The organism is Verrucomicrobiota bacterium, assembly GCA_021413925.1.
GTDB lineage: Bacteria > Verrucomicrobiota > Verrucomicrobiia > Chthoniobacterales > UBA6821 > UBA6821.
Window position 1 is genome coordinate 16,966 of the sequence record JAIOPL010000003.1, and the last position, 17,015, is coordinate 33,980.

General features: G+C 57.0%; 14 protein-coding genes and 1 tRNA gene. 14 read left to right on the forward strand and 1 reads right to left on the reverse strand.

Translation table 11 applies throughout. The features are described 5' to 3' along the window. Nucleotides 1-24 precede the first annotated feature (24 nt). The 9 genes from K8R57_02025 (at nt 25) to K8R57_02065 (ending at nt 11,136) form a co-directional block, all read left to right on the forward strand. Nucleotides 25-528, forward strand: a complete 504-nt coding sequence (locus tag K8R57_02025) for an NADH-quinone oxidoreductase subunit J (protein MCE9587074.1) — start codon at nt 25-27, stop codon at nt 526-528. A gap of 19 nt (nt 529-547) precedes the next feature. Continuing rightward, a complete protein-coding gene (nuoK, locus tag K8R57_02030; GenBank protein ID MCE9587075.1) occupies nt 548-865 on the forward strand; it encodes an NADH-quinone oxidoreductase subunit NuoK in 318 nt (105 codons plus the stop codon). A gap of 13 nt (nt 866-878) precedes the next feature. Then, nucleotides 879-2,711, forward strand: coding sequence for an NADH-quinone oxidoreductase subunit L (nuoL, locus tag K8R57_02035; GenBank protein ID MCE9587076.1), 1,833 nt, complete (start codon nt 879-881; stop codon nt 2,709-2,711). A gap of 31 nt (nt 2,712-2,742) precedes the next feature. Then, nucleotides 2,743-4,188 (forward strand): NADH-quinone oxidoreductase subunit M, encoded by a 1,446-nt coding sequence (locus K8R57_02040; GenBank protein MCE9587077.1) that lies wholly within the window; start codon nt 2,743-2,745, stop codon nt 4,186-4,188. A gap of 18 nt (nt 4,189-4,206) precedes the next feature. Then, complete coding sequence (locus K8R57_02045; GenBank protein MCE9587078.1) at nt 4,207-5,649, forward strand: NADH-quinone oxidoreductase subunit N; 1,443 nt, start codon at nt 4,207-4,209, stop codon at nt 5,647-5,649. 46 nt (nt 5,650-5,695) lie between these two features. Beyond that, the gene (recF, locus tag K8R57_02050) at nt 5,696-6,829 is read left to right on the forward strand and encodes a DNA replication and repair protein RecF (protein MCE9587079.1); all 1,134 of its coding nucleotides are present in this window, start codon (nt 5,696-5,698) and stop codon (nt 6,827-6,829) included. A gap of 49 nt (nt 6,830-6,878) precedes the next feature. Then, nucleotides 6,879-8,681, forward strand: coding sequence for an ABC transporter ATP-binding protein/permease (locus tag K8R57_02055; GenBank protein MCE9587080.1), 1,803 nt, complete (start codon nt 6,879-6,881; stop codon nt 8,679-8,681). Then, a complete protein-coding gene (locus K8R57_02060) occupies nt 8,678-9,859 on the forward strand; it encodes a hypothetical protein (protein ID MCE9587081.1) in 1,182 nt (393 codons plus the stop codon). The genes K8R57_02055 and K8R57_02060 overlap by 4 nt, the downstream gene beginning before the upstream one ends. A gap of 95 nt (nt 9,860-9,954) precedes the next feature. Beyond that, a complete protein-coding gene (locus K8R57_02065) occupies nt 9,955-11,136 on the forward strand; it encodes a hypothetical protein (protein ID MCE9587082.1) in 1,182 nt (393 codons plus the stop codon). A gap of 16 nt (nt 11,137-11,152) precedes the next feature. Here K8R57_02065 and K8R57_02070 read toward each other — a convergent pair. Next, a tRNA-His gene (locus tag K8R57_02070) sits at nt 11,153-11,224 on the reverse strand. 91 nt (nt 11,225-11,315) lie between these two features. On the opposite strand from K8R57_02070, the gene K8R57_02075 reads away from it, so the two are divergent. The 5 genes from K8R57_02075 to K8R57_02095 all read left to right on the forward strand — a co-directional run bounded on the left by K8R57_02075 (nt 11,316) and on the right by K8R57_02095 (nt 17,003). Continuing rightward, a complete protein-coding gene (locus K8R57_02075; protein ID MCE9587083.1) occupies nt 11,316-12,188 on the forward strand; it encodes a hypothetical protein in 873 nt (290 codons plus the stop codon). A gap of 230 nt (nt 12,189-12,418) precedes the next feature. Next, on the forward strand, nt 12,419-13,990 hold the full coding sequence (locus tag K8R57_02080) for a peptidyl-prolyl cis-trans isomerase (GenBank protein ID MCE9587084.1): 1,572 nt from the start codon (nt 12,419-12,421) through the stop codon (nt 13,988-13,990). Between the two features lie 30 nt (nt 13,991-14,020). Continuing rightward, nucleotides 14,021-14,422, forward strand: coding sequence for a tetratricopeptide repeat protein (locus K8R57_02085; protein ID MCE9587085.1), 402 nt, complete (start codon nt 14,021-14,023; stop codon nt 14,420-14,422). Continuing rightward, nucleotides 14,419-15,990, forward strand: a complete 1,572-nt coding sequence (locus K8R57_02090; protein ID MCE9587086.1) for a class I tRNA ligase family protein — start codon at nt 14,419-14,421, stop codon at nt 15,988-15,990. The genes K8R57_02085 and K8R57_02090 overlap by 4 nt, the downstream gene beginning before the upstream one ends. Further along, nucleotides 15,987-17,003, forward strand: a complete 1,017-nt coding sequence (locus K8R57_02095) for a lysophospholipid acyltransferase family protein (GenBank protein ID MCE9587087.1) — start codon at nt 15,987-15,989, stop codon at nt 17,001-17,003. The genes K8R57_02090 and K8R57_02095 overlap by 4 nt, the downstream gene beginning before the upstream one ends. Nucleotides 17,004-17,015: the final 12 nt, after the last annotated feature.

Here is a 17,015-nt window from a genome sequence, read left to right on the forward strand (position 1 = left end):
CATAATTCATCTTTTCCGAACACCATGCTCCTCGCCGCCTTCTGGTTCTTTGCCACGCTGATGCTCCTCTTCAGCTTGAGCGTCGTCCTGCTGCGCAATCCCGTCTCCTGCGCCATGAGCCTGGTCATGTCCTTCATCTGCCTCGCGGCCCTCTACGTGACGCTTGATGCGACCTTCATCGGCGTCATCCAAGTGCTGGTCTATGCGGGTGCGGTGATGGTGCTCTTCCTTTTCATCATCATGCTTCTGGACCTGCGTGAGGAGAAGAGCCGCCGTCTGAACTTCGGCGTGACTCTCGGAGGCGTTCTGGTCGTGGCCGCCTTCCTCTCGATCATGACCCAAGTGATTCTATCCAACCCCGCCTTTGCTATCCCGACACCCACGATTGCAGGACCGCAGCTTTCGGACGTGAAGATGATCGGCATGACCCTCTTTCACTCCTTCCGGCTCCCCTTTGAGGTCATCGGCGTCCTCCTGCTCTCCGCTACGGTCGGAGTGGTTGTCCTGAGTCGCCGAACCCTCCGCTAAGCATCCTACACTCACACGCATGCCCACACTCGCCAATTATCTGATCGCCAGCGGGCTTCTCTTTGCCACCGGCCTCGGTGTCGTGATGCTCCGCCGCAGCATCATCGTGATCTTCATGGGTCTTGAGTTGATGCTCAATGCCGCGAATCTTTCGCTGGTGGCCTTCTCCCGCTACGGGCTCGTCTCGGGTCACCAGAACTACAATGCTCAGATCCTGGTTTTCTTCATCATCTCCGTGGCAGCTGCCGAGGTTGCCGTCGGACTTGCGATCATCGTCTCCCTCTACCGCGCTCGCCAGACCACCCATGTCGAGGATCTCGACACGCTGAAATTCTGACCACTTTTCTTTGATGAACCTCTCCACTATCGCCTGGATCACCCTTTTCGTACCGCTGGTTGCGGCGACGTTGATCCTTTTTGTGACCCGCGCAAGCAAGCCGCTTGCTGCCGGATTGGCCATCCTCTCCGCATTGATGACGACCGTCGGCGGGTGGATCCTCTTCGCCAAGAGTGCCGATGGGATTTACCATGGATTCAACTGGGTTGATTTCGGACAGACCTTGTCGATTCCCTTCGATCTGGCGCTCGATCCCCTGAGTCGCACCATGCTGGTCGTGGTGACCACGATTGCCCCGATCGTCTTCATCTACTCCATCGGCTACATGAAGGAGGAGGTCGGTTACTGGCGCTTCTTCGCCGGCCTGGCCCTTTTCCTCTTTTCGATGCTCGGCATCGTCCTCGCTAACAACCTGGTGATGATGTTCATCTTCTGGGAACTGGTCGGAGTCAGCTCCTACATCCTGATCGGGCATTATTATCATAAGGCCTCGGCCTCCGATGCCGCCAAGCAGGCCTTCCTGGTGAATAGGATCGGCGATTTCGGCTTCATGCTTGGCATTCTGCTTTTCTGGATAGCTACCGGGGGTCCGGAAGGCGGAACCTTCACCTTCGCCGCGATCAACCATCCTGCCCCGATCTTTATTCAGAATCCCGCGCTCCTAGCCGCTGCGGTGGTTCTGATCTTCTGCGGAACGGTCGGTAAATCGGCCCAGTTCCCGCTGCATGTCTGGCTCCCGAACTCGATGGAAGGTCCGACCCCCGTCTCCTCACTACTTCACGCCGCTACAATGGTCGCCGCAGGTGTCTATCTGCTCGCCCGTATTTTCCCGATCCTCTCTTCCTCTCCCGAGGCTTCCGAGATCGTTGCCTGGACTGGAGCGATCACGGCACTAGGGGCCGGTATCCTTGCCACCCAGCAGGATGACATCAAGGGCATCCTCGCCTACTCCACAATCTCTCAGCTTGGCTACATGGTGACCGGCGCTGGACTTGCTGTCTCTGCGGCGCTCCCGATGTTCCACCTCTTCACGCACGCCTTCTTTAAGTGTCTTCTTTTCCTCACGGCTGGATCCGTGATCCTCGGCATGCACCACGAGCAGAATATCTGGAAGATGGGCGGGCTGAAGGGCAAGATGCCGATCACCTTCCTGACCTACTGTTGCGGCATGCTGGCCCTATCCGGTTGCCCTTTCTTCAGCGGCCACTACAGCAAGGACCTCATCATGGCTTGCTCCTGGGAGCATCATCGCGGGATCTTCTGGGTGGTCGTTATCGCCGCCGGATTGACCCCTTTCTACATGATGCGCCAAGCGATGGTTGTCTTCTTCGGGAAGCCTCGTTCGGAGCACTCCGAGCACGCCCATGAGTCACCTCTCGTGATGACCATACCACTGATCCTGCTGGCTATTCCGGCGGTCGTAGCCGGTTATCCTTTCTTTGAGCATCTTTTCTTCCATGAGGTTGGCTCTCTGGCCGAGCCGGAAGTACCCTCTTTTGTTCCCAATATTTTCCTTGGTGTTTTTCTGGCTGGCCTTGCGCTTGCATTTGTCCTCTACCGCAATGTGGCGAAGGATCCGATCCGGATTCCCTTCCTGGAAAATCGCTTCTACATCGATGATCTTTACTTCTGGATCGTCCGCGTCATTCAGGGTGGCTTTGCCAGAATCTGCTCCTTCACCGACAGATGGTTCATCGACGGAATTCTGGTCCGGGGAAGCGCGACGCTTGTCTGGACAGTTGGATTTGCCCTCCGTTTCCTGCAGTTGGGTAATATACAGGCCTACGCCCTCTTTTTCGGTATCGGCGTGGTCGGCTTGATCTACCTGCTCCTGCACGTCCGATAGAACTCTTTAGCGATCACCACTACTTCCTGACATGAGCCTTCTTCTCATTCTCCTGATCGTCCTGCCTCTGGCCGCTTCCGTGCTGATCATGCTCGGTGCTGCTCCCCGCGTCATGGCCCTCGGTGCCGCCGTCCTGAATCTTCTGATCTCGGTGGCGCTCTTTGCCCGTTACGATCTCACTGCGGGCGGATGGCAGTTTCTCTCCGAATGGAAGATTCTTCCTAAGCTCGGGATCAACATGACCCTGGGAGCTGATGGCCTGACCCTCACGATGCTGTTGCTTGCATCGCTGGTGACCCTCTCTGCCATTTGGATTGCACCGAAGATCGATAAACGCGAGGGAGTCTACTACGTCTGCCTTCTCTTCATCTCGGCCGGTGTGATTGGTGCCTTTGCCTCCCTGGATGTACTCTTCCTCTACTCCTTCCATGAACTCGCCTTGATTCCGACCTTCATCATGATCGGCGTGTGGGGTTCCGGAGACCGCCAGGCTGCGGCCTGGAAAGCGACGATCTATCTCGGCCTTGGAAGCTTTATCCTACTGATCGGCCTGCTGGCTCTCTATCTGAGCATTCCAGCAGTCTCCCGCACCATGGATCTTCGTCAGCTTGACCAGATGGCCGCCGCCGGGACATTCCATCCCTCTTCCGTGATCTATCTGATCCTGCTCGTCGGCTTCGGATCACTGGTCTCGCTCTTTCCGTTCCACTCCTGGGCGCCTCCTGCCTATGCATGCGCCCCGGCTCCCACTGCGATGATGCATGCCGGTGTGCTGAAGAAATTCGGTCTCTACGGCCTTATCCGCATTGCGCTCCCGCTTTTCCCCGAGGCGATGCACCAGTTCAACGGTCTCCTTCTTCTGCTCGTTATCGGCAATATCCTCTACATCGGCTATATCACGGTCGCCCAGAAGCGACTCGACTGGACGATCGGATACTCGAGCGTGATGCACATGGGTTACATCTTCCTTGGCCTTGCTTCGCTGAACATCATTGGTGTGAACGGCGCCATGATCCTTATGTTTGCCCATGGTCTTTCAGTGGCCGCGGCATTCGCTCTATGCGGGGAAATCCGCCGCCGCACCGGCACGCTCGACTACTCCGAACTTGGAGGTCTTGCCAAAGTCACGCCCGTCTTGGGTCTTCTCTTTGGATTTGCAGCAATGGCCTCCGTGGGTCTTCCCGGATTCGCCAACTTCGCCGGTGAAATTCTTGTCTTCTTCGGAGCCACAGCTTACGGACCCGCGATGATCCTTCCGGTGATCGTCGGAGTCTGGGGAGTCGTGATCTCAGCGATCTACATGCTCCGCGCCTACCGCAGTACCTTCTGGGGACCGATGATGGCCCGATGGGAGTCATTGACGGACATCACGCCGACGGCTCTATGGAGCATTATCCTTCTCCTTGTGCCGCTGATGATCGTCGGATTCTATCCCCAGCTTCTCGTGAAGATGGTCACGACCGCTATTCCCCGATAACCCGCCGCCTAGAATTCCGTGAACTCGCTCTTTCTTGAAATCGCTGTCGTCCTGCTCGGGATCGTCCTCCTGCTTGTGGAGGCTTTCTCCGACCGTTCCAACAAGGATTACCTGGCCTATCTGGGGGCCGTTGGTCTGACCGGGGTTCTTGCCCTGAGCTTTTTTCCGCAGATCGGGCCACTTCCGGCAAGCTCTGAGGCCGCCTTCATCACATCCGATATTCTCTCGGTTTTCTTCGTCCGGTTCCTGTTGGTTGCGACGATCGTCACGCTTCTGATGATTCCGGGTTACCGAACGGTTCTGGAGCGGTATCTTCCCTCAGAACGTGCGGGCGGTGGCGTCGGTGAATTCGCCATCCTGCCGCTCTTTGTTTGCGCGGGGCTGATGTGGATGGTCAGCTCAATCGACTTCATCATGATTTTCGTTTCGTTGGAGCTTGCGACCATCACACTCTACGTGCTCGTCACCTATCTCCGCCAGAACACGGCCTCCTTGGAGGCCGGGACCAAGTTCCTGATCCTGGGTGCTCTCTCCACAGGCTTCATCGTTTATGGCATCTCCTGGATTTTCGGAGTCACCGGCACAACAAACATCCTGGCTTTGCCCGCCGCCATTTCGACTCTGCCTGAATCCTCGCTCTACGCACTGCTCTTCGGGATCGCGATGATCCTGGTCGCTCTTAGCTTCAAGACGGGCGCCTTCCCTTTCCAGTTTTGGATTCCCGATGTCTACCAAGGTGCCCCAACGCCCATTACTTCCTACCTGTCTGTTGCTTCCAAGGCTGCCGGATTCGTGGTATTGATCCGCTTCCTTCTTTCCCTGGAAGCGATCCCAGCCCTGGCCAATAAGCTCAACGCGGTGATCACGCTGCTTGCCGCCCTGACACTTATCTTTGGTAACTTTGCCGCGATTCCCCAGACCAACATGAAGAGGCTCCTTGGTTACTCAAGCGTCGCCCATGCCGGATATCTCCTGATGGGTATTGCAAGCTTAGCTTCCCTCATGGCGATCCCCGCGATCGGCTTCTACTTTGCCGGATACCTTGCCATGACTATGCTTGCCTTTGTAGTCCTGCAGGCCGTTTCCGAGGCTACCGGAGGTGATGAGATCTCCCGTTTCAATGGTCTTTCCAAGCGCTCTCCCTTCCTGGCAGGCGCCATGCTTCTCTCCGCGGCTTCGCTAGCCGGTATTCCCTTCACTGCGGGATTCATCGGCAAGCTGCTGATCTTCGAGGTCGCCCTGAAGCAAGGTCACTATGGCCTTGTGATGCTTGGTTGTGTCACCGTGGCGGCGGGATTCTATTACTACTTCAAGGTGATCCGAGCGATGTATTGGCAGCAACCCTCCGAGGAAACTGTCATCCCCGTCTCTGCAACCACCAAGTGGCTTATTCTTCTGCTCGGAGCAGGCATTCTGATCCTCGGAATCTATCCGGCCCCTCTGCTGGCGGCTCTTCGCTAGCCCTTTAGCCACCCTTCTGGAGGGGGGCGACCCCCCATCTCCGAGATTGAGCCAGATCACACAACTCATCTTCAGGGAGTTCCGGTGTTTCCCGGAACTGCGTTACGAACCGGGTCCCGGTCTGAACTTCATCACCGGCCCCAATGCCCGGGGAAAGACATCGATCTTGGAGGGGGCATGTTTCTTGATGCGCCTCCGTTCCCCCAAGACTTCAGCGCTGGCTGAACTGGTTCGGTTTGGGGAAGCGGCCTTTCTGCTTGAGGGCCTTGTGCGGAGTGATGTGCGGAGTGATTCAGGGGAGACTCGCCTGGGCGTGACCTGCACACCTCCGACGCGAGCGCTCAAACTCGATGGGGTTTCTCAGTCCTCCAGTACGGAATACCTGAAGCAGGGAACGATCGTCTGGTTTGGCAGTGATGATCTTATGCTGGTGAACGGTCCGGCAGAACGGCGCCGTAAGCTGCTCGATAGCGTGGGACTCCAGACTAGCGGAAGTTACAGGAGTTATGGCCGGGATCTCAGGGATTACGACCGTGCCCTCCGTTCCCGGAATCTGCTCCTTCGCGAGGGTCGTTCTCGCCGGGAAATCGAGGCCTATGACCATCCGCTCGCCGAGTCGGGTGATCGGATCCTAGGCTTCCGAAGGGACCTGGTTGCTTCCCTTGCGCCACTTGCTGCGGATTCGTGCCGAAGGATCTCGGGTGAAATACTTGAGATACGCTATGAGCCGGGGGCTACAGTCCCGATGATGGAGACTCTTCTCTCTAGCCGTGATGAGGAGCTGCGTCTGCGCCAGACCCGGGTCGGGCCGCAGCGGGACGATATCCTAATCCTCCTGAATGGTATTCCTGCAGGCTCTTATGCCTCTGAAGGTCAGCGGCGGACGATCGCGCTCTCTCTGAAACTGGCTGTCGCCGCGCTCTTGAACCGGGAGAATGGAAGACCCCCTCTGCTCCTGCTGGATGATATCTTCGGAGAGCTGGATCCCTCACGACGCGATGCGCTTCTGGCCGGCATGCCTCCCGGAGCCCAGGCCCTACTCAGTACAGCTGAGCTGACGGGAATCGTTATTCCCAAAGGTTCTAGGATCCACCGGTTTACTGAAGACGGGACTCTGGAGATGGTTGTATCCGGAGATTCTGTTTCTGGGCTGATCCGGAATCCGGGTTCAGAGTCCTGAATGACGTGGCTTGAAGGTAAAGGATTCTTGCCCTAGGCAAGAGGTAAGCATGGCCATCTATCTCCGCACGCTCCGCTACTTCCGTGCCTACAAAGGGCAGACGATTCTGGCCGTGGCGCTGATGTCTGCCGGCATCGGATTCAACTTGCTGGCCCCCTGGCCGTTCAAATATGTGGTGGACGGCATTCTCCAGCCCGAAACGGCACCCGGAGTTGCCGAGGCCCATGCTTTCATTACCCACTGGTTCTCCTGGACCAGTGCACGGGGAGCTGCTCTGACGCTCTGCGTGATCATGGCCCTGATAGCCGTTGTGTCGGGTCTGGTGAATCTCCTTTCCAGCACACTTCTGATCAAGATCGGCCTGAAGGCGCTCTTGCATCTCCGTACGCAGCTGTACAGCTGCCTGCAATCCCTTCCGCTTCAGTTCCACGACACGAGGCGCAGCAGCGACTCCTCATTCCGTGTGGCCTACGATTCCCAGTCACTCCAGACGATCTACAACAAGGGATTCGCAACGATCTTCGGAGCAGTGGTCACCCTGGCAGGCGCCTTATCCATCATGTTCCGGATGAACTGGCAACTGACACTTGTCTCGATGACAGTAATTCCGCCTCTCTTCTGGGTGATTCAACATTACGGAGAGCGGATTCGCAGGGAGTCCACTACAATCCAGGAGAGGGAGAGCGATCTTCTCGCGACGACTCAGGAGGGACTCGGCTCGATCCGGATGGTCCAGGCTTTCGGCCGAGAATCATTCGAGGTGAGTCAGTTTGTCCGTCATGCGACAAGAAGCCTTGAGGCAAATTTCCGCTTGAACATGACCTCCATGAAGAGCGCTCTTGTCGTCACGACGCTCATCGCCGTGGGAACCTCGGCCATGTACTATGTGGGAACTATCCAGGTGCTCGATGCCAGGTTGAGCATTGGTGACCTGACGGTCTTTGTCGCTTATCTGGCGACACTCTACCAACCGATCCAGCAACTCACCTACACGGCTTGGGCCCTTGAAGGTGCCGCCGCAGGTGCTCAGCGTTGCTTCGAAATCCTAGACCGCGAGGAGGAGACCAAGGACGACCCCGGTGCGATAACGATGCCGATTGCCAAAGGGGAGATAACCTTTGCCGGAGTCTCCTTTGCCTACGATCCGAAGGCTCCGGTACTAGCTGGAGTCGATCTGGCGATTGCTCCCGGCGAGACGGTGGCCTTTGTGGGTGGGACTGGTGCTGGGAAGAGCACTCTCCTGAGCCTAGTGCCGCGCTTTTACGATCCGACAGCGGGAATCGTGAGGATCGACGGATATGACCTGCGAGGAGTCACCAAGGCTTCACTTAGGACCCAGATCGGCATGGTCTTGCAGGATACCCTTCTCTTTTCCAGTAGTATCCGGGAGAACATTGCCTACGGGCGCGAAGGCGCGACTGAAGAAGAGATCATCGAGGCGGCGCGACGCGCCCAAGCCTATGACTTTATCATGGCCCAACCGCAGGGCTTCGACACGCCGGTCGGAGAGCGCGGGGGGCATCTGAGTGTCGGGCAGCGTCAGCGTCTCGGTATTGCCCGTGCGTTCCTGAAGAATGCCCCGATCCTGCTTCTGGACGAGCCGACCTCGGCACTCGATCCCTCCACCGAGAAGGCTATCATGGAGACGATCGCAGAGCTGATGAAGGGGCGTACCACCCTCATCATCACCCACAGACTCTCGACGGTCCATCATCTCGGACGCGTGGTGCTTCTCGAGCATGGCCGCATCGCCGAGCAGGGAACTGGTCCGGAGCTTCTCGCTTTGGGAGGATCCTACGCCCGCCTCTACCATGCTGCCGGTCACGAACCGAAAGGAACTAACGAATCATGAAACGTAAAAAGATCATCGTCCTGGGATTCATGGGCGGCATGCCCATCGCCGGGGTCATCTGGCAGCATATCCACTACATTGTTGGGCTTCAGCGCCTGGGTCATGAGGTCACTTATGTCGAGGACACGCTGAACTATCCCTACGATCCGGTCGCCTTCAACATCTCCGACGATTACTCCTATGCGACACAAACGCTGGGGCGCTTAGCCAGGGAACACGGGTTTGAGGGTCGCTGGGCCTACTGCGCGCGCTTCAAGGAGTCCGCCGAGATTGCCGGGATGTCGCTTGCCGAACTTAGGACTCTCTACAAGGAGGCCGACTGTGCGCTCAATATCTGTGGATCGCACGATATGAACGACGATTTGAGGACCATTCGGAACCTGATCTATGTCGAGAGCGATCCCGGCGTGGAGCAGATCAAGATCGACCAAGGGGAGTTTGAGACAATCGATTACCTGAAAGAGCACCGGCGCCTTTTCACCTTCGGAGAGAATATCGGCACGCCTGCCTTTATTGTGCCCACCCATGATTTCAAATGGCTGCCGACTCGGCAACCCGTGGTGACCGATCTCTGGTGTGCGGGAGTAGAGGCTCCGGTGCCTGATCCCGCAGCCCTCTTCACCACGATCTGCAACTGGTCAACCAGCGGCAAGAAGGACATCGTCTGGAAGGATTCCAACTACCTCTGGAGCAAATCGCTCGAGTTCCTCCGATTCATCGAGGCTCCTAAACTCTCTGGGGAACCCTTCGAGATGGCGACCGATATCAAGAAGGAAGAGGAGTTAGAGCTGTTCCGAAAAAACGACTGGAAGCTCGTGCTGCCTCATGATTTGAGCGTCGATTGGAACGGCTACCGTGATTACATCAGAAATTCCAAGGGGGAGTTTACCTGCGCCAAGGACCAGTATATACGGTTGAACACGGGATGGTTCAGTGACCGCACAGCCTGCTATCTAGCGGCTGGGCGTCCCGTGATTACCCAGGAGACCGGATTCACTGCCCACTATGGCGGCAAGGAGGGGCTCCTCACCTTCTCGACCATGGAGGAGATTGTGGATGCGGTCACCGCTATCCGCGCCGATTACAAGAAGCACAGCCGCGCGGCCCTCGAAATCGCCCGCGAAGTCTTCGAAGCTGAGAAAGTGCTGGCCTCCCTTCTCGAACGAGCCGGGGTCTAAATTAACTCACAGGGATGAAAGGGATTAAGTGGATAAAGATAATTTTGTCTTAGCAGTCTTTTCTTTCACCCATCTCATTCATCCCCTTCATCCCTGTGAAATCCTCCCTGCCTCCCGTCTTTGTTGGTTGTGGTTTTGCGGCCAAGTATCCCGAGGGTGGCGGGAACTTTTCCGTTCCGCTCCAGTATCTCATGGGGCTGAAGCGGATGGGACGTCGTGGTGTCTGGCTCGAGGTGCTGCAGGAGAGCGGCAATCCGGAAAAGGATGTCCAGTGCATCCGGACCTTCTGTCGCCGGATGACTCTTTACGGTATCGAATATTGCCTACTGCTTCGCCCGACACAGAAATCCAAGGGACCTGAGGAGCATGATCCTTCGGCAATGGGTGTGGGCATGAAGTCCTTCGGGATGCCGATCGCCGAGTTGAAGGAACTGGCACCCCATGCCGTCCTGCTGAATCTCAGTTATTCGATCAAGCCGCCGCTCACCAATCTCTTCGGCCGTCGGCTACTCTGCAGTCTCGATCCGACCGAGGTGCTTTTCTGGATGGACCAGATGGAGATGGGGCAGTCCTCCCATGATGAGTTCTGGTCCGTCGGTCTCTGCATGGAGGCGATCGATCCACGACTCCCCAAGCCGATCGTGCACTGGAAAAGCTATTTTCCGTTGGTCGACACCGAACTTCTAAAACTTCAACCCCGCCCCATGGGGCCTGGCAAGCCCCGGTTCACAACGATCGGCCAGTGGTATTGGGATGGGAATATCGAAATCGGCAATGAGTATTACGACTACTCCAAGCAGGCGGCTTTCGCCCCCTATATGGAACTTCCCGGTCGGGTTCCGGAGGCGGTTTTTGAGTTGGCCATGAATCTGAATCCCGATGACCCCGAGCGTGCGCGTCTTCGTTCCTTGGGATGGAAGGTCGCCACGCCGCACACTCTGACCCGGACGCCTGCGTCCTATTACCGTTATCTTGCAGGTGCCACCGCCGAGTTTACTGCGGTGAAGTTGGAGGCCATCATGGGTAGCGGATGGCTGAGTGATCGTGCCGCCGCATTTCTGGCACTGGGCCGTCCCGTGGTGACGGAGCCGACGGGTGCCGAGCGGTTTCTTCCGACGCAATCAGGGATGCTCTTTGTGCGCAACCTGGAGGAGGCGGTCGAGGCCTCCAAGAGGGTTCTTAGCGACTGGCCTGCACTTTCCAAGGCGGCCCGTATCACTGCGGTGGAGTGCTTCGATTCGGTGAAGAATCTCAAGATGCTCTTGGGGTACTCCTGAAGTTCTTTAAAAAACGGGTGGCTGACGGGGCTCGAACCCGCAACAGCCGGTACCACAAACCGGAGCTCTACCATTGAGCTACAGCCACCATCGTTTCCTCCCAAAAGGGGGTTTGATATCATGTCTTTGCGGCACGAGTTGTCAATCCTAGCATTAGGTGAAAAGCTAGTAAAAGAATCATGCCGACAACGAAACCCAAGGCGCCCATCAGGCGCAAATTCCTACTCTCCTCAGCACCCTCCCAGATGGCTCTCTCGAGCTGTCTGGAGATCGAGCAGGGGTACATTGTCAGGGAGCGCGGACAGGAACTCCGGATGCGTCGCGAGGGGAGCCGCTACTCCCTGTCGGCTCGCGACCGCTCCGGGCGGACCGTCACCGGTCAGGAGATCCGCATCACCAAAGGACAGTTCGAGAAGCTCTGGCCCTTCACACTCGGACAGCGGATCACCCGTATCCGTCATATCATGAAGCTCGGCAGGCTGAAGATGAAGATCGATGAGTTTACGGGGGAACATGCGCCGCTCCGTCTGGCGGAGATCTTTTTTACGGATGCGGCTGATAGCAAATCCTTCAAGAAGCCCGATTTCCTTGGGGAGGAGGTGACCAGACGGGATGAATACCAGACGGCAGAAATGGCGATCCACGGGGCACCGGAGCCCTCCGGCATGTGCCAGCTAGGAATCCTGCCCTACACCTTTATCGATCGGCGACTGCATCTCCTGCTCATCACCAGTTCCTCGGGGAACCGGTGGATTTTCCCCAAGGGCCGTCAGGAACCCGACATGACATCCCATGAGGTTGCCATGATGGAGGCCGTGGAAGAAGCGGGGGTGCTCGGAACTATCAGGCAGGATCTGCGGACCCGATGCCAGATGTCCGACGGCCGCTTTCTTCAACTCTACGCGATGAAAATCTCGAAGCTCCTGAAGAGCTGGCCCGAGGAGAACGTGCGCCGCCGCCGGCTGTTTCCATTCAGTGATGCCCTGGAAATGATTGGTGATCCGGGTCTTGCGAAAGCCGTTCGCAGGTTGGCTGTGACGATCAATAAGTAAGTCCCGTTCCCAGGAGTGAAAAGTTGAAGGGATGAAGGGAGGCAGAATCTCAAAACGTCTTCGTTCTCTACAGATAGCTACTTTTAACTTGTTTAACCATTTAACGGATCCACTCCCGATCTCCTTCGTCGTGCTTGCTTTCGCCCTTGCACCTCATTAGTCAGATAGATCACTTTTCGCGGGTTTTTATCCCGATTACCCATCACCCAGAACCTCTTCCGTAATTTCCCATGCTGACCGTCATCCGTAAAAATCAACAGGTTCTTATGCTGGTGATCGCCATACTGACGATCGTTGCCTTCATCTGGCTCTACAACCCCACCGACAAATTTCAAAAGTTCGGATCCAATGATGTGATCTCGATCTATGGTCGCGTGGTTCAGCGTGCCGAAATCGACCATCAGGTACGTGGTTACCGTCTTGCTCTAGCCCTGGGTTTGACCGATTTCGTCCGTGACCTCGGAGGCATGGGAGAGAATGAGGAGGCCTCCGTGAGCGATTTCATTCTGAATCTCTTTGTCATCCGCAACCAAGCTCCGTTACTTGGCATTCACCCTGCCGACGAGGCAGTTGCCAATGTGATCAAGGGACTCCCTTCTCTTCAGACTGCCGGTACCTTTGATCCGGCTAAGTATGCCGCCTTTATCCAGGATCAGTTGGCTCCCAATGGCTTTACCGAGCGACAGATGGAGGAGATCGTCCGGGATTCCTTGCGTGTCAGGGAACTGCATCGGATCATCAGCTCACCCGTGGCCATCGGCGAGGGCCAGGTCCGCGAGGCTGCACGGATCTATCAGCCGATCACGGCTCAGGTGCTGCGTTTCGAGCGGGATTCATTTGGTAAGAATGTCACAGTACCGAACGAGGAAGTGGCCGCCTTTTATTCCAAGAACAAGGGTGGACTTCTTTCCCCCGAGAGCCGTGACGTGACCTATGTGGTCTTCGACCTGCCTGACGCGCAGCAAAAACTCACCGGCAAGGAAAAGGCCGCTGCACAGCAGAAGCTGGCGGATCAGGCGGAGAGTTCCATAAAGATCATCCGTGGCGAGATTTCCAAGGGGAGCGCCTTTGCCAAGTCTGCAAAGCAGGTGGCTGCCCTGCAACCCGAGAAAGTGACCGGCCTCCAGCGTGACGGGAGCGTGAAGGGAAAGGATTCGGGCATCCCTTTATCCGTTGCGTCCGCGGCCTTCCGTCTCCAGAAGACAGGCGAGCTTTCCGACATCATTCAGGAGGGGAATTCCTTCTATGTCATTTCCGTGGATGGAGTGAATCCCGTCCGCCAACTTGAACTGGCAGAGGTTTCCGAAAAGATTATTACTCATCTGAAAGAAGAAAAAGCGGTCAAGCTTCTTGCCGACTCGGCTTCCAAATCCCTCGATAAGATCCGTGCCGACATGGCTGCTGGAAAATCCTTCGCGGATGCTGCAAAAGCCGGCGGTGTGAAGACGACAGCTCTTGCGGGAGTCACTCCTTCCGACCAGAAGAACTCGCAGGAGCAGCAGGCTTTGGCCTCGGCCAGTCTTGGTCTGAAGGACGGCCAGCTTGGCTCTCTACAGCCGGCTCCCTGGGGCGGCGTTGCCATCTACCTAGTGAAGCGAACCCCGCTTACTGATGCCCAGTGGAAAGAGCACCAAGCCACGCTTTCCAAGACGATTCTCTCCAATGAGCAGGACCTACTCTACATGGATTGGCTCCGTTCCGCCCGCACCTCTGCTCAGATCAAGATGCTTGGACGAGATGCCCGGAACTCGCAAGGTGCGCAGAATGCTCAGGGCTCTCAAGCTGCCCAGGGCCCTCAGTAAGAATCCCAGCGGAGGGGCTTAGAAGTTTTCATGCCTGAAACTCAGCCCGAGAGTGGTGACGCTGCGACCCTCCTTGACCTTTTTGATGAGGCCAGCGGGGATGTCGCCGTGGGGGAACTCGAGGCTGCCGTGGAAAAATACCGTCGCTGCATCGAGATCGACCCACTGTTCTTTGACGGATGGCATGCCTTGGGGATGGCCCTCATGAAAACGGGCCGCTTCCCAGAGGCCATAGAGGCGGGCCTGAAGGCGACGCAACTCCAACCCAATGACCAGCTAGCGTGGTCGAGTCTTTCCATGTTTTATGTGCGCAACCACCAGATCGCCGAGGCTGAGTCTGCCGGCGTGAAAGCTAGGATCCTTTCCTGGGGTGGCAAGATCGCCAAAGAAGAGGGTAGAGTTGAGCCGTCTGCCGAATCACCCGCTCCATGAAACCATTCTTCATCACCACCGCGATCGATTACACCAACGCACCGCCCCATGTCGGCCATGCGTACGAGAAGATCTTGGCCGATGTGCTGGCCCGCTATCAGCGCCAGAGGGGGCGGGAGGTCTTCTTTTTGACAGGGGTCGACCAGCACGGCCAGAAAGTCCAGCAGAGTGCCGAACGTGAAGGAATTCCTCCCCAGGAATTCGCCGACAGGGTTTCCGAGAAATTCCTCACACTCTGGAAAACGCTGGGTATTTCCTACGACGCCTGGGCGGCAACGACGGCCCCTCTGCACAAGGCGGCGGTCCAGCGCATTCTCCAGGATCTCAAGGAGCGCGATTGGCTCTACAAGGCGACTTACAGCGGCCACTACAGCGTCCGTCAGGAGCAGTTCCTGACCGACAAGGAGCGGGGGCCCGACGGAGAGTTCGGACCCGAATGGGGCGAGGTCGTCCTGCTGAACGAAGAGAACTGGTACTTCCGTCTCTCGAAGTGCTCCGAGTGGCTCCATAGCTTCCTGGAGAGCCGCAAGGATTTCGTCACCCCTGACTTCCGTCAGACCGAGCTGAAGAATGCTGCTGCGAAGATCACAGGGGACCTCTGCATCTCGCGTCCTAAGAGCCGCCTGGAGTGGGGGATCGAGCTGCCGTTCGATTCCGGCTTTGTCACCTATGTCTGGTTCGATGCCTTGATCAACTACATCAGCTTTGCCGGTTATGGTGTTGAGGTAGAAGAGGGCCAGGTTGCTTTCGACACGCTCTGGCCCGCCGACCATCACGTGATCGGCAAGGACATTCTGATCCCAGCCCACGGCGTCTACTGGCCCTGCATGCTGCATGCCATGGGGTTCAGCGATGATCGGATGCCGCATCTGCTGGTTCACGGCTTCTGGAGCCTGCGCGGCGAGAAGGTTAGCAAGAGCACCGGAAACGTGGTTGATCCCGCCGCGCTGGTGGAGACCTATGGAGTTACCGCACTTCGGTATTATCTCATGCGCGATGCCGTCATGGGGCGCGATGCCGACTTTAGCGAGGAGCGTCTAATCCTGCGTCATAATACCGAGCTGGGGAACGGCCTCGGTAATCTCGTGAACCGGACCCTGAGCATGACCCATCGCTACCGCGAGGGATCGCCAAAGCAGGTGGCTCTTCCTACGGACCTAGCCGCCCATCTGGCTGCTGATGCCGAGTCAGTGAAGGTCTTTGTCGCTCAGATGAATGCCACCCAGATCCATGCCGGAATCGAGACCATGGTCGACTTGGTGAATAGGGCGAATGCCCTGGTGGATTCCGCAGCGCCTTGGAAGCTCGCCAAGGATCCGGAACAGGCCGACAGGCTTGATGCCGTGCTTTCCACTCTTATCCTCTCGGCCCGCACCGCTGCAACGCTCCTCTTACCTGTAGCTCCGGAGGCCGCCACCGAGATCCTACGCCAGATTGCTCTTCCTGCCTTGGAGCTCGTGGGATTAGCAATCACCGCATTACCCGAGGGATACCGATGTGGCGAACCCAAGCCGGTCTTCCCGAGATTGGAAATGTCGGTTGAGGGAATTGGCGATTCCGCTACATGACTACATCCGGACAGGCTGTTGGCTTGAGAGCCTTCCCTTTTTGGAAGCGTCAGCGCTATCGCCTGGAATATTGGGGCCTCAGGTTGGCTTCTGCTTTGGTATGCCTTCTGCCATGGAGAGTGATCCCCCCGCTCGCAAATTTCGTCGGATCACTCTTCTACTCCTTGGACGCTCACCGCCGTGAGGTGACCATTGCGAATCTGCGCTCAGCTTTCGGAGAGCGCTATTCGGAGGCAGAGTATGATTGTATCGGAAGAAAATCCTACGGCGTCTTTGCTCGAACGGCTCTTGAGCTTCTCTGGTCCTCGAATCTCTCGAAGGAAGTATTGGACGAGATCATCACCACCGAGGGACTCGATCCGATGCCCTCCCATGGTGTCGAGGGAAGGCCTGCTCTCTATTTCTGCCTTCATGCAGGGAACTTCGAGTGGCTCAGTCAGATCACCTGTCGGCATTTTGGAAATTTCCCGGTCATCGCCCAGAACCTAAAGAATCCGCTACTCGGCCCTCTCTTCGACGGATGGCGATCCGCTCTCGGCCAGGAGATCATGCCCCAGAAGGGAGCCATGCTAAGGACCATCCGTTATCTCAAGGATGGGGGAAAAATGGGGATGCTGATCGACCTGAATCTTAAACCGAGTGAGGGACCTGTTGTGATCCGACAGTTCGGGCGCCTCCTGACTCCGGTGACCCGACTGCCGGCGGAACTTGCCCTAAGGACCGGGTCAGCCCTTGTCCCCGTGGAATGCCTCCCGCGAAAGGATGGTGGCTATATCGTTCGCTATCTGCCCGAGCTTCCCGTGACTGCGGAAACCACGCCCGCCCAGATTGCCCAAGCCTGCTGGGACGCCTTGGAACCGGGTCTCCATACTCACCCTGAACTCTGGCTCTGGAGCTACAAACACTGGCGCTACCGGCCTAAGGGTTCGGAAGGATCTGAGGGTGAGGGATATCCGTTCTATGCGGGTGAGTATGAGCCGTTTCAGGAGCTGATCGACAGAGTTAAGAAATAGAATTCACGGGGA

Excerpts from the sequence above, each read along its gene's own strand:
- K8R57_02025 (MCE9587074.1), top strand. The coding sequence starts at position 25 with ATGCTCCTCGCCGCCTTCTGGTTCTTTGCCACGCTGATGCTCCTCTTC.
- nuoK (MCE9587075.1), top strand. The coding sequence starts at position 548 with ATGCCCACACTCGCCAATTATCTGATCGCCAGCGGGCTTCTCTTTGCC.
- nuoL (MCE9587076.1), top strand. The coding sequence starts at position 879 with ATGAACCTCTCCACTATCGCCTGGATCACCCTTTTCGTACCGCTGGTT.
- K8R57_02040 (MCE9587077.1), top strand. The coding sequence starts at position 2,743 with ATGAGCCTTCTTCTCATTCTCCTGATCGTCCTGCCTCTGGCCGCTTCC.
- K8R57_02055 (MCE9587080.1), top strand. The coding sequence starts at position 6,879 with ATGGCCATCTATCTCCGCACGCTCCGCTACTTCCGTGCCTACAAAGGG.
- K8R57_02060 (MCE9587081.1), top strand. The coding sequence starts at position 8,678 with ATGAAACGTAAAAAGATCATCGTCCTGGGATTCATGGGCGGCATGCCC.
- K8R57_02075 (MCE9587083.1), top strand. The coding sequence starts at position 11,316 with ATGCCGACAACGAAACCCAAGGCGCCCATCAGGCGCAAATTCCTACTC.
- K8R57_02080 (MCE9587084.1), top strand. The coding sequence starts at position 12,419 with ATGCTGACCGTCATCCGTAAAAATCAACAGGTTCTTATGCTGGTGATC.
- K8R57_02085 (MCE9587085.1), top strand. The coding sequence starts at position 14,021 with ATGCCTGAAACTCAGCCCGAGAGTGGTGACGCTGCGACCCTCCTTGAC.
- K8R57_02090 (MCE9587086.1), top strand. The coding sequence starts at position 14,419 with ATGAAACCATTCTTCATCACCACCGCGATCGATTACACCAACGCACCG.
- K8R57_02095 (MCE9587087.1), top strand. The coding sequence starts at position 15,987 with ATGACTACATCCGGACAGGCTGTTGGCTTGAGAGCCTTCCCTTTTTGG.